Consider the following 12,195-nt stretch of genomic DNA (forward strand, 5'->3'; position numbering starts at 1 on the left):
ACTTTTCACCCGCTTGGCGATTTTTTAAACCCAGCCTTAGTCCTGCTAGGACAAGGTTTAATAAAATCACCAATCTGGCAAAAATTGAATTTTGCTAATCATCCCTATTTATGCAAAGGTCTCTATTAAGCACAAGGTCGTTTACCAAAAAGTGCTTAAAATATTAGATAAAGACAACCTATTATAGTTTTTTCTTGTCTTTTAGACAAACTTGGATATTCTGAGACCTTTGCATAAATATGAATAATCATCAAAAATCCACTTTTTACCGACTTGGTAATTTAGTAAATTCGCATCATAAGTACACAATTAAGTTTAACTAGCAGCCGTGTATTTTGCTTAGCCTTTAGGACAAGTAAAAAGCAAAATACACGACAGCCTTTGAATAAAAATCAGAGGTTAGTCAATCTATAATGACTGATTTGCTTAAACGGAGCTGAACACTATGTACAAGCACTTAACCTCTGAAGAGAGACATTATGTCGCTATTGAAATTAAACAAGGCATGTCTAAGAATAAAATCGCACAAAATCTGAATCGTAGCTACTCTACAATTATTAGAGAGATTAAGCGTAATATGGGTAAACGAGGCTATCGCTTCAATCAAGCCACAGCAAAGACATTAAACTAAAACTAAATTTGTCAAATTAAGTCATGACTGCAAGAGGATTATTGATAATTGCTTGAAACTCGACTGGTTACCTGAACAAGTCTGTGGCTGGCTTAATGCCAACAGTCTTTTAAGATAATACTTCCTCAAATCAATGAGACTAATCAATATGGCAATAAATGATGTTAAAATTGCTATTGATAAACGCAACTCTAGACTTGGAAAATGTTTAGGATTTAAAACACCTTATCAGGTGTTTTTAGAAAGGACGGGTGTTGATGTCCGTCAATTGGGAGTTGTGCACTTATGAGTCGAATTCACCTCATTGCTATTAGATAAAAAACTTGATTATTGGATAATATTGGATAAAATCAGATAATTATTTAGCTATAATTTATCCTAATGGACTTAAAAACCTTAAATATTACTCCTGAGCTATTAAAAATCATCACTGAAATTGATGAGTTTAATGGTGGTTGGAAAGTACAAAATAATCTTAATCCTGATTTTTTAACACATCTTCGTCATGTGGCTACTATTGAAAGTATTGGTTCATCCACCCGTATTGAAGGCTCAAAACTAACTGATAATGAAATCGAGTCTTTACTCAGCGAAGTTACAAAACAATCCTTTACCCATAGAGATGAACAAGAAGTAGTTGGTTACTCTGAAATAATGGAAACCATATTTTCTAATTTTGAGCATATTGAAATTAGTGAAAATTATATCAAGCAACTGCATATTATTTTACTCAGGCACTCAAATAAAGATGTTCGGCATCGTGGTGAATACAAAAAACATTCCAACAGTGTTGAAGCTTTCGATGAATTGGGAAAAAGTTTGGGCGTAGTTTTTGAAACCACTTCGGCTTTTGACACCCCCCAAAAAATGCAAGAATTAGTATATTGGACTAAAGAATCTTTAAGTGAAAAAAGCCATCACCCGCTCATTGTTATTGCTATTTTTAACTTGGTGTTTTTAGCAATTCACCCTTTTCAAGATGGAAATGGAAGGCTTTCTCGTGGTTTGGTGTCATTGCTCATGCTTAAATCGGGTTATGGCTACATACCTTATAGCTCACTTGAAAGTATTGTTGAAAAAAATAAAGATGGTTATTATCTTGCCCTACAAAGAACTCAAAAAACACTCAAATCAAAAACGGACTGGCTACCTTGGTTAAACTTCTTTTTTCGCTCATTAAAACGGCAAAAAGACCACTTACAAACCAAGACCAATAATGCTGAAAAGTACAGCCACCTAGCCCAAGAAAGTGTCATTATTATGCAACATTTAGATAAATACAATAGAATTACCATTGCTGATGCTAGTAGTTTAATTACGACCATTTCTAAACCAAGTATTAAAAACAGATTAAGTGAGTTGGTTAAATTAGGCTTAATCGTTCGTAATGGCAAAGCTAGAGGCACATGGTATAGTAAAAAGTTAAACTAATTTATATTCTGAGACCTTTGCATAAATATGGATGATTAGCAGAATTCAATTTTTACCAACTTGGTAAAAAGTGGATTTTTGATGATTATTCGTATTTATGCAAAGGTCTCCAATTGTTTAATGAATGCGTGAAATAATTTTTAAGTTTATGGGTGTATTGGTGGCAAGTGTAAAGAATATGGTGCCCGGGGCCGGAATCGAACCGGCACGCCCGTGAAGGCGCAGGATTTTAAGTCCTGTGTGTCTACCAATTTCACCACCCGGGCAGTAAATGTTTAATTGCTTATAGACACATTAAAAAGAGGAAATTATATACTAAGCGTCGGTAAAATTCCATTCTTTTGTGGTGTGGATATTGTGATGGGGGTTATTAAGTTGTTGATTGTTGTGCTGCTTGTGTGGGTGGGGTTTTTTGTGTTTAAGAAGCTTAGAAAAGCACCCAGTGATGTGGCACAAAAGCCGTCTGTTAATAAAATGGTGGCGTGTTGTGTGTGTGAGACACATATTCCTGAGAGTGAGGCGATTAGCCATAATGGCAAAATTTATTGCTCAAAAGAGCATTTGGAGTAGGGGATGAAATTTTTACTTGATTTTTTACCGATTGGGTTGTTTTTTGTGATTTACAAAACAAAGAATCTGCATTTTTACCAAAATGAAGGGCTGCATTCGGCAATTATTGCGATGGCATTGGCGACTGTTGTGCAGATTGGGGTTACTTATCTTAGGCAAAAGAAATTTGAAAAGGTGCAAGTGATTGGGCTGCTGTTGCTACTGGTATTTGGCGGGGTAACGATTTATATTGACAATCCTGTTTTTATTATGTGGAAGGTGAGTGCTTTGTATGTGCTGTTTGCCGCTGTGTTGGTGGGCAGTATTTGGATTGGCAAGAAGACTTTATTGGCCAGAATGCTAGGTAAGGAGCTGGATTTGCCTGATGCGCTTTGGCGTGCATTGACATGGCTGTGGGGGCTGGGTTTTGCGGGGATTGCGTTTATTAACGCTTATTATTTCGTGCTGCCTGCCATTGCGGCGAATGATGCGTTTTTTGGTACTGGCGAGCGTTTTGGATTGAGTGGATTTGACTGTGCAACACTGAGCAATCAGGCTTTGTGTGTTGTTGCCCAGCAGGCGGAAGAATCTTGGGTAAATTTTAAATTATTTGGCACGATGGGGCTGACTTTTGTGCTGATTGTTGTAACGGTTGTGTTTATCAGTAAATATAATAAGGAGCAGACATGATGAAAAGAACGCCTTTGTATCAAGCGCATTTGGACAGTAAGGGAAAGATGGTTGATTTTGGTGGCTGGGAGATGCCGTTAAACTATGGATCGCAGCTGGAGGAGCACCATCAGGTGCGTAATGATGCGGGGATGTTTGATGTATCGCACATGAGTGTGGTGGATTTTAGTGGTGCTGAGGCGAAGGCATTTTTGCGGATTTTGATTGCCAATGATGTGGATAAGCTGCAAACGCAGGGCAAGGCGTTGTACAGCTGTATGCTCAATGAGGCGGGCGGTGTGGTCGATGATTTGATTGTATATTATGAGGATGATGAAAACTACCGCATGGTGATTAACGCAGGCACGACGCACAAGGATATGGCGTGGATTAATGCGCAGGCACAGGGTTTTGCTGTAGTGGTTACACTAATGTCAGATTTGGCAATGATTGCAGTACAAGGGCCGAATGCAAGAGAGAAAGTGTTTGCTGCTATGGGGGGAGTAGAGCAAGTGGCTGGAGCGTTGAAGCCTTTTAATGCCGCTAGTTTGGGCGCTTTATTTATTGCCCGTACGGGATATACGGGTGAGGATGGGTTTGAGATTATGTTACCTGCGAGCTCGGCAGAATTTACTTGGAAAATGCTACTTGAGGCAGGGGTTAAACCATGTGGATTGGGTGCACGAGATACTTTGCGTCTAGAAGCGGGGATGAGTTTGTATGGCTCGGAGATGAGCGAAAGCGTCTCGCCTTTGGAGGCGGCACTGAACTGGACGGTGGATTTGTCTGATGAAAGCCGTGGGTTTGTGGGGCGTGAGGCGTTAGAAAAACTAACACCTGAAAAAACCATTGTAGGGTTGGTGCTGGAAGGTAAAGGCGTGATTCGAGACCACAACCAAGTGTTGACTAATTTGGGTGAGGGTGAGGTAACTTCGGGTACATTTTCCCCGACAATGGGCAAGGCGATTGCGCTGGCGAGTGTGCCAAAAGGCAGTGAAGGATTGTGTGAAATTGAGATGCGAGGCAAGAGGGTATCGGCTAAAATAGTCAAACCGCCCTTTGTGCGTAATGGCAAGATATTGGTTTAATTAGAATAACAAAACAGTCTTGCGAGTATTTTTTCTTTCTACAAGGAAAATTTTAAAAATGTGAGGGAATGTGGTAAATCTACATGACTGAGTATTTTTCAAATTTGACGCAGTAGAAAGGAAAAAGACGAAGTAAGAGAGGAGAAAATATGAGCGAAGTGAGAGACGATAGACAATACACAGAAACCCATGAGTGGATTTTGGACAATGGCGATGGTACTTACACCATGGGGGTAACCGACCACGCTCAGGCGTTATTGGGTGATATGGTGTTTGTAGAGCTACCAAGCGTAGGGGACGAGGCATTTACCCAAGATGAGTTTTGTGTGGTGGAGTCGGTAAAGGCGGCGAGTGGCGTGTATGCACCAGTTGATTTAGAAATCGTTGCGGCGAATGAAGCACTAGATGAAGCACCAGAATTGGTTAATTCTAGTCCTTATAACAAGGGCTGGTTGGTGAAATTTAGAGCCGATGCGATTGAAGGCTTGATGGATGCTGGCGCTTACTCAGACACACTTGATTGACATTGATTAACTCTTTAGTTGCCTATAAAGGCAAGTCTGCACGCATTGCCGATATTGTTGCAAGTAAATTCGAACTGGTGTTTGCTGACGGCTCATCGCTCAAGGTTCGAGAAAAAGACTTCCGATTTATTCATCCTGAATTTACTCAGATTAATGACGAATGTCCGTTGGCAGATTTTGCCGTGTTGGCAGATTTTCAAGAAGAAACACTAAGTTTGCAGGAGATTACCGAGTGGTTGTTCGATGAATTTAGTGCACAAACGGCTTGGTGTACTTGTTTGTTGGTTGAAGAAGGATTACGATTTTATTGGCAAAAGGATTTGGTGTTTGTGCGTCCTACGGCGCAAGTTGAAAGCGTGCAGGCAAAGCGAGACAGTGAAAAACGAGCGGCTGAGAGTTTGGCACATTGTGTTGATAATCTGGCTAAAAACACCTTTGATGAGCAAGATGAACCTTACCTCAAAGAAATTGCTAGAGTGGCACTTAATCAGTCTAAAACGGCTAAGATTTTAAGCCATATTGGGGTGGAAAATTCTCCCGACAGCGCTTACCAACTTTTACTTAAGATTAAATATTTTGCGCCGAGTTTTAATCCCTATCCTGCGCGTTTCGATATTCCAAAAGATGAAGAAATTGCCGTGGAAGTGCCGAGTATTGAGCGAGTTGATTTGACGCACCTGTCCAGTTATGCGATTGATAACGAAGGCTCGGATGATGCAGATGATGCGATTAGTATTGAGGGCGAAAAGCTGTGGGTGCATGTGGCTGATGTGGCGAATATTGTACCATCTGGCTCGGATTTGGATGAATATGCGCAGCAGCGAGGTTCTAATTTTTATCTGCCAGATGCGATTATTCATATGCTGCCGACTTCGCTAACGGCTGCCAGTGCTTTGGGGGCGAGCGACAAATCTGATGCGCTGTCATTTAGTTTTGAGTTTGATGGCAAAAACATTAACAACATTGAAGTCATGCAGAGTGTGATTAGCGTAACTAACACCACTTACGAGAAAGTTGATGAGATGTTGCAGGTGAATTCTAACGCTGATTTGACCAAGATTAAGGCGATTGGTGAGGCGCACAAAAAATTCCGAGACAGTAGCGGCTCTATTAACTTGCATTTACCTAATGTGGATGTGAAGTTTGTGGATGGCAAAGCGTCAGTTGCACCACAGGCGAGCAGTTCAAGCAGGGATTTGGTGGCTGAGATGATGGTAATGGCAGGGCGCACGATGGCACAATTTACCAGTGATAATTTGATTCCTGTACCTTATGCGTTGCAAGATGAGGGCGATTTTTCTGAGGAATTTTTGGCAAAGAAAGACACTTTAACACTGAGCGAGTCGTTTTTGGCAATTAAGAATTTTAAGCGTTCTGCCACTTCGGTAAAGCCACTGCTACATTATGGCTTGGGACTACCAGCCTATTTGCGGGTAACTAGCCCGATGCGGCGTTATTATGATTTGCTGGCACATCAACAGATTGTTAATTTTATTGCCGACAAACCAATGCTGCCAGTCAGCCGAGTGAAGGAAATTATTGGCACAGTCAATATGGCACTGGCGAGTGTTGGCAGAGTTAGTCGTTTTAGTGATGACCATTTTAAGTATGTGTTTTTAATGCAAAATCCACAATGGACAGGCACAGGCGTGGTGGTTGATATTCGTGGCGATAAGGCATTGTTTATGATGCCTGAAATTGGCATGATGACGCAGATTAAGTTCAAAAACTTACCCAAACTTGACGAAGAAATGCAGCTTCAAGTAAGTCGGGTAAGCCTAGTAGACAAATCAGCGAATTTCAAGGTAGTTTAACGCATTGTCAATTTGAATGGCGTTGCCTTGATCAACCTCCCAATCACCTAAAACGAAACGCGTATATTGCTCTCCGTGGTGGGTGTTTTGCTGATGTGTGTGTCCGTGAATAAGGTCTGCATTTGGATATTTTTGCATCAGTTTGTCCGCTGTGTGTTGGTTGATGTTCATAATTTCATGCGATTTATACTGTTGCGCTTCAATACTTTTTTTGCGCAATTGTCCACTGAGTTTTAGGCGAATTTTTTGTGGTAAGTGTAAGAAAATAAACCTAGTGATTGGGTGTTGCAAGACACTTTTTAATTGCTGATATTGCTCGTCATCGGTGCAGAGTTCGTCGCCATGTATTAGTACATAATCTTTGTTGTTGGTTTCGAGTAAATAAGGGGTTTTGAGTAATATACAGCCTGTTTGTTGGGTAAACTCATCGCCCAAAAGAAAATCACGATTACCGCTAATGATAAAAATCTTGGTGGTATTACTCAGGTTTTTTAACGCTGAAATAACGCTTGGATAGGTGTTAATAGACAAATCATCACCCAGCCAAGTGTTGAATAAATCGCCCAAGATAAAAAGTTGATCCACTTTTGAGGCCTGCTGTTGGCAAAATTTGACGAACAGATTGGTTTTATCCACCTCGCCAGAAATAAGGTGTAAATCTGCAATGAGTAATGTGTAGGTCATAAAAGTGGATTATTTTTTAGCAGGTTGCTTGGCGGTTGCTTTTTTTCTTCATAAGTTTTTTAGCAGTCGATTTTTTTTTAACGCTTGCCTTGTTAATAACAACAACTTCATCTGGCACATCTGCGTGCATTCCTTGATGACCCGTTTTTACAGTATTGATTTTATCAACGATGGCATGCCCTTCTACCACCTCACCAAACACGCAATAGCCCCAGCCATCTTGAGCAGGATAATCTAAAAAACTGTTGTTTGTGGTGTTGATAAAAAACTGTGAACTGGCCGAATGGGGTGCTGCAGTGCGAGCCATAGACAGAGAGTATTTTGTATTTTTCAAGCCATTTTTTGCTTCATTTTCAATTTCTGATTGGGTTGATTTTTCACTCATATCTTCAGTAAAACCACCGCCTTGAATCATGAAGTTTTTAATCACACGATGAAAAATAGTGCCGTCGTAAAAGCCATTTTCTACATAATCAATAAAATTCTTGGCAGTTTTTGGTACTTTCTTGGCATCAACTTCGATGCAAATTTTCCCCATGTTGGTTTCAAAAATAATCATTTTTAAGCCTGTTTAAATAAAAATAGTAATTATACGCAAAACTTAGTTTCATTAAACTCAGTGTTTAGGTATAATTTCCCCCTTTTTAGGACATACAGAGATTTTATTATGTACGCAGTTATTAAAACAGGTGGTCAACAGTTTAGAATAGCCGAAGGCACAACTTTAAAAGTTGAGAAATTAGAAGTTGAGCCAGGCAAGAGTATTACTTTTGACGAAGTATTAATGGTGGCTGATGGTGATAATGTTCAAATCGGCTCACCTTTGGTTGCTAAGGCAACAGTTGAAGCAAAAGTGATTTCACAAGGTAAGGGCAAAAAAGTTCATATCCTTAAGTTCCGTCGTCGTAAGCACTCAATGAAGCAACAAGGTCACAGACAGTTATTCACAGAAATCGAAATTACAAAAATTAAGGCTTAGGAGAAAACACCATGGCACATAAAAAAGCAGGCGGTAGTACTAATAACGGCAGAGACTCCCAATCAAAACGCCTTGGCGTAAAAAGATTTGGTGGTCAAGTTGTATTGGCTGGCAATATTTTGGTTCGTCAAAGAGGCACTAAATTTCATCCAGGTACGAATGTTCGCAAGGGCAAGGATGACACATTATTTGCCATAGCAGACGGTAAGGTTATGTTTGCTAAAAAAGGTAAATTTATGCGTCAAACTGTTTCAATCGAAGCGGTATAGTACTGAAAACAAGTTATTTAAAAAGCGCCTAATGGGCGCTTTTTTATTGATTAAAATAACGCTAATAATGGTAAAGGATTTATTATGAAATATTCACTTATTTTCCCTGGTCAAGGCTCTCAATCTTTGGGTATGTTGTCAGAACTTGCTGAGCATTTTCCGATAGTTAAAGAGACTTTTTCTGAGGCAAGTGATGTACTGGGTTTTGACCTTTGGCAGCTTACTCAAGAAGATCAAGACGGACTTAATCAAACACAAAACACTCAACCAGCAATGCTGGCAGCGGGTTATGCGACTTATCAGGTGCTGAATGGCGAAATGGATTTATCCCCTGTTTGCATGGCAGGGCACAGTCTAGGCGAATACACGGCGTTGGTTGCCGCAGGTGCGCTAAGGTTTAGTGATGGCGTTGAGTTGGTGCGTCAGCGCGCAGAACTTATGCAGTCTGCTGTGCCTGCTGGCGTAGGTGCAATGGCGGCTATTTTGGGCTTGGATGATGAGACAGTGGTTAAGGTTTGCGCCGATTATTCAGGCGAGGGTGTTGTTGAGGCGGTGAATTTTAACTCCCTTGGGCAAGTCGTTATTGCGGGCAATAAGGAAGCAGTGAACAGCACCTGCGAGGCAATGAAAGTGGCAGGTGCAAAACGAGCAGTGACACTGCCTGTGAGCGTGCCATCACATTGCTCTTTAATGAATGATGCGGCAACGGTATTCGCAAATACAGTAGAAAATGTGGTATTTAAGACAACTGAGATTGATGTGCTGTACAATGTGGACGCAGCCAAGGCGAGCAATGTAGGTGAATTGCGTGCTAAATTGGTGGCACAATTACACAAACCTGTATTATGGACAGGCACGGTGCAAGCAATGGCTGACAGAGGTGTGGAAAAACTCATCGAATCGGGACCAGGAAAAATATTAACTGGCTTAACTCGCAGAATTGATAAATCGTTAAGCGCAAATGCCGTCTTGGATTCAGTTAGTGTTGCGGCAACTTTAAAGGAGATAAAATAATGAATAATTTAGCAGGAAAAATCGTATTAATTACAGGTGCAAGCCGAGGCATTGGACAAGCCATCGCATTAACTTTAGGCGCTGCTGGCGCGACCGTTATTGGTACAGCGACCAGCGACAAAGGTGCGAGTGCAATTAGTACCACTTTGCAAGATAACGGCGTGGCAGGCACAGGTATGACGCTTAATGTGACCAACAACAACCAAATTGCCGAAGTTATTAAGTCTGTTGTTGACACCTATGGCGCAGTTGATATTTTGGTTAATAACGCTGGCATTACCCGTGACAACCTGCTTATGCGTATGAAAGAAGATGAATGGGACGATATTATGAGCACCAATCTTGCCTCAGTTTATAAAATGTCCAAAGCGGTATTGCGTGGAATGATGAAAAAAAAGGCAGGACGCATTATCTCTATTGCCTCTGTGGTCGGTGCGATGGGTAACGCAGGGCAAACCAACTACGCTGCTGCTAAGGCAGGTATCATGGGCTTTACCAAATCACTTGCCCGTGAAGTAGGTACTCGTGGTATTACCGTGAATGCCATTGCCCCCGGTTTTATTGAAACAGATATGACCAACGCACTGCCTGAAGAGCAAAAAGAAGCAATATCCAAACAAATCCCCATGGGCCGACTCGGTACAGCTGATGAAATCGCCAATGCTGTGTTGTTTTTAGCAGGAGATGGCAGTAACTATATTACCGCACAAACACTACACATTAATGGCGGAATGTATACCGTTTAGAAAACCCCTGCATACCTCCCTAAAAACAAACTCTAAAATTAAAAAAATCTATTTTTTTCTAAGCAAATCAAAAAAATCTATAAAAATCCAACTTTTATCCAAAAATAGGTCTATTTTCTTGCTTTTTTATGTTGATTTTGGGTCTTTTTATTAAAAAAGACCCAATAATCCCTAAGGCGTTATCAAATCTTTGTAAATATTGGCTGCTCTGGTTAAATTATAAGCAATGGCTTTAAGATTAACCTCATTGGCAACTTTTTCTAAGCTGATATAACGAGCTCTTGCCAAGCCATAAGTGCGTTTGAGCGTACCATAAGTACGCTCAACGACAAACCTTCTTTTGCTGATTGCCTTATTACGCACTTTATTCCAACGACTCATTGGCTTGCCTTTGGGCTTTTTACGCATAATGCCATCTCTTAATTTTTGTGCTTTAAGTGCTTCGCTATTAGCTTGATAGGCTGCCCCTTTGTCATATAAAACTTGGTTACTTGCTTGTTTGATATTTTCTTCAAAATGAATCGTTTACAAGATTTTTAGGGTTAATTTAGGATTTTTTTTTGGTTTAATGCAGAGGCCTTGAGTTGTGTAAATTACTCAAACTTCCTCGCAGTAGTTATTATTACCAAGCTAAGGTCAGTAACAAGCCAATAAGAGTTTTTTGGAATTTTAGCTGATTTATAAATTAGGGTAGAAGGCTTTAACAAAGTAAAGTCCTTGGGGTGAAGCAGTGGCACCAGCTTTTTTTCTGTCTTTGGCGTTTAGCACTTCTTGCATCCATTGCACGGGGCGTTCGTTTTTGCCGATTTTGAGCAAAGTGCCAACAATATTACGCACCATGTGGTGTAGAAAGGCGTTGGCTTTTATGCCTACTAAAATATTATTATCTTGTTGGCTGATGGTTATAAATTCAATGGTTTTAATGGGGGATTTTGCTTGGCAAAGGCTGCCTCTAAAGCTAGAAAAATCGTGTTTGCCGAGTAAGATTTTCCCCGCTCGTTGCATGGCGACTATATCCAATGCTTTTGACTCCCATAACGAGTGCTTGGCAATAATGGCAGAGCGGACTTTGGTGTTGTGTATTTTGTAATAATATTGTCTAGCAGTGGCACTAAAGCGTGCATGAAAATCATCATCAACACATTTTGCCCAAACAAAATTAACATCAGCTGGCAAATTAACATTACCACCAAACAGCCACGCCTTATCCTCTCTATCTGCAGTAGTTTCAAAGTGAATAACCTGCTCAACAGCATGCACGCCCGCATCAGTTCTGCCTGAGCAAAATACCCTTACAGGATGATTGGCAACACTCGACAATGCCACCTCCACCACTTGCTGAACTGTACGAATACCAGATTTTTGCAATTGCCATCCATGGAAATCGCTACCCATATACTCAACACCTAACGCTATTTTCATTGTAGTTATGCCATTTTTAAAAAATAATAACACTAAAGACTTAAATGAACAGTAGTTTTAGTGGTAAAAAGATTGATAAAATTTATATTTTTTTATCAATAAAAATGCCGTAAAGATAGGTGCCCAGTTAATATGATTATTTTTTTTGAATAAGGGCATTATACCATTCGTAATAAATAATTCTCTTTGCCTTACACGCAGCACTTTCTCTATTTCAATCCTATATTATCTTGAATTTATATCATAGGAGACCTTTACATAAATATGAATAATCATCAAAAATCCACTTTTCACCCGCTTGGCGATTTTTTAAACCCAGCCTTAGCCCTGCTAGGACAAGGTTTAAGAAAATCACCAATCTGGAAAAAATTGAAT

Annotated in this window: 16 protein-coding genes and 1 tRNA gene; 12 read left to right on the top strand and 5 right to left on the bottom strand. The window is 40.3% G+C overall.

Annotation, left to right across the window (positions count from 1 at the left end; genetic code table 11):
* Window positions 1-445: 445 nt before the first annotated feature.
* The 3 genes from CRYPD_RS06005 (at window position 446) to CRYPD_RS06010 (ending at window position 2,062) form a co-directional block, all read left to right on the top strand.
* Window positions 446-631 carry a helix-turn-helix domain-containing protein gene (locus CRYPD_RS06005; protein ID WP_138146694.1) on the top strand — a complete coding sequence of 62 codons (186 nt, stop codon included), beginning with the start codon at window positions 446-448 and terminating at the stop codon, window positions 629-631.
* Between the two features lie 133 nt (window positions 632-764).
* Window positions 765-920, top strand: a complete 156-nt coding sequence (locus tag CRYPD_RS08100) for a hypothetical protein (protein WP_171004364.1) — start codon at window positions 765-767, stop codon at window positions 918-920.
* Between the two features lie 92 nt (window positions 921-1,012).
* Window positions 1,013-2,062: a Fic family protein gene (locus CRYPD_RS06010; protein WP_138146695.1), complete on the top strand. Its 1,050-nt coding sequence runs from the start codon at window positions 1,013-1,015 to the stop codon at window positions 2,060-2,062.
* A 179-nt stretch (window positions 2,063-2,241) separates the two neighbouring features.
* Here the strand turns inward: CRYPD_RS06010 and CRYPD_RS06015 are convergent.
* Window positions 2,242-2,328, bottom strand: a tRNA-Leu gene (locus CRYPD_RS06015).
* 94 nt (window positions 2,329-2,422) lie between these two features.
* Here CRYPD_RS06015 and CRYPD_RS06020 point away from each other — a divergent pair.
* The 5 genes from CRYPD_RS06020 (at window position 2,423) to CRYPD_RS06040 (ending at window position 6,706) form a co-directional block, all read left to right on the top strand.
* Window positions 2,423-2,632 carry a PP0621 family protein gene (locus tag CRYPD_RS06020; protein WP_138146696.1) on the top strand — a complete coding sequence of 70 codons (210 nt, stop codon included), beginning with the start codon at window positions 2,423-2,425 and terminating at the stop codon, window positions 2,630-2,632.
* Between the two features lie 3 nt (window positions 2,633-2,635).
* A complete protein-coding gene (locus CRYPD_RS06025) occupies window positions 2,636-3,301 on the top strand; it encodes an inner membrane-spanning protein YciB (RefSeq protein WP_138146697.1) in 666 nt (221 codons plus the stop codon).
* A complete protein-coding gene (gene gcvT / locus CRYPD_RS06030; RefSeq protein WP_138146698.1) occupies window positions 3,298-4,368 on the top strand; it encodes a glycine cleavage system aminomethyltransferase GcvT in 1,071 nt (356 codons plus the stop codon). The genes CRYPD_RS06025 and gcvT overlap by 4 nt, the downstream gene beginning before the upstream one ends.
* Before the next feature lie 149 nt (window positions 4,369-4,517).
* Window positions 4,518-4,892, top strand: coding sequence for a glycine cleavage system protein GcvH (gene gcvH / locus CRYPD_RS06035; RefSeq protein WP_138146699.1), 375 nt, complete (start codon window positions 4,518-4,520; stop codon window positions 4,890-4,892).
* Between the two features lie 2 nt (window positions 4,893-4,894).
* Window positions 4,895-6,706, top strand: a complete 1,812-nt coding sequence (locus CRYPD_RS06040) for a ribonuclease catalytic domain-containing protein (protein WP_138146700.1) — start codon at window positions 4,895-4,897, stop codon at window positions 6,704-6,706.
* On the opposite strand, the gene CRYPD_RS06045 is transcribed toward CRYPD_RS06040, so the two are convergent.
* Both CRYPD_RS06045 and CRYPD_RS06050 read right to left on the bottom strand, forming a co-directional pair.
* Window positions 6,683-7,390, bottom strand: a complete 708-nt coding sequence (locus CRYPD_RS06045) for a UDP-2,3-diacylglucosamine diphosphatase (protein ID WP_138146701.1) — start codon at window positions 7,388-7,390, stop codon at window positions 6,683-6,685. The two genes, CRYPD_RS06040 and CRYPD_RS06045, sit on opposite strands and share 24 nt — an antisense overlap.
* Window positions 7,391-7,406: 16 nt before the next feature.
* A complete protein-coding gene (locus CRYPD_RS06050) occupies window positions 7,407-7,949 on the bottom strand; it encodes a peptidylprolyl isomerase (RefSeq protein ID WP_138146702.1) in 543 nt (180 codons plus the stop codon).
* Window positions 7,950-8,057: 108 nt separating this feature from the next.
* Between CRYPD_RS06050 and rplU the strand changes: the two genes are divergently transcribed.
* The 4 genes from rplU to fabG all read left to right on the top strand — a co-directional run bounded on the left by rplU (window position 8,058) and on the right by fabG (window position 10,398).
* Window positions 8,058-8,369 carry a 50S ribosomal protein L21 gene (rplU, locus tag CRYPD_RS06055; RefSeq protein ID WP_138146703.1) on the top strand — a complete coding sequence of 104 codons (312 nt, stop codon included), beginning with the start codon at window positions 8,058-8,060 and terminating at the stop codon, window positions 8,367-8,369.
* 11 nt (window positions 8,370-8,380) lie between these two features.
* The gene (gene rpmA / locus CRYPD_RS06060; RefSeq protein ID WP_138146704.1) at window positions 8,381-8,638 is read left to right on the top strand and encodes a 50S ribosomal protein L27; all 258 of its coding nucleotides are present in this window, start codon (window positions 8,381-8,383) and stop codon (window positions 8,636-8,638) included.
* Between the two features lie 84 nt (window positions 8,639-8,722).
* On the top strand, window positions 8,723-9,652 hold the full coding sequence (gene fabD, locus CRYPD_RS06065) for an ACP S-malonyltransferase (protein ID WP_138146705.1): 930 nt from the start codon (window positions 8,723-8,725) through the stop codon (window positions 9,650-9,652).
* Window positions 9,652-10,398: a 3-oxoacyl-ACP reductase FabG gene (fabG, locus tag CRYPD_RS06070; protein ID WP_138146706.1), complete on the top strand. Its 747-nt coding sequence runs from the start codon at window positions 9,652-9,654 to the stop codon at window positions 10,396-10,398. Before fabD ends, fabG begins: the two co-directional genes overlap by 1 nt.
* A 171-nt stretch (window positions 10,399-10,569) precedes the next feature.
* Here fabG and CRYPD_RS06075 read toward each other — a convergent pair whose 3' ends face one another.
* Together CRYPD_RS06075 and truA are read right to left on the bottom strand one after the other, a co-directional pair.
* Window positions 10,570-10,920, bottom strand: a complete 351-nt coding sequence (locus tag CRYPD_RS06075) for a transposase (protein WP_138146707.1) — start codon at window positions 10,918-10,920, stop codon at window positions 10,570-10,572.
* A 156-nt stretch (window positions 10,921-11,076) separates the two neighbouring features.
* On the bottom strand, window positions 11,077-11,820 hold the full coding sequence (gene truA / locus CRYPD_RS06080) for a tRNA pseudouridine(38-40) synthase TruA (protein ID WP_138146708.1): 744 nt from the start codon (window positions 11,818-11,820) through the stop codon (window positions 11,077-11,079).
* Window positions 11,821-12,195 lie beyond the last annotated feature (375 nt).

The sequence above is a fragment of the Bathymodiolus heckerae thiotrophic gill symbiont genome (assembly GCF_900180345.1).
Classification (GTDB): Bacteria; Pseudomonadota; Gammaproteobacteria; order PS1; family Pseudothioglobaceae; genus Thiodubiliella.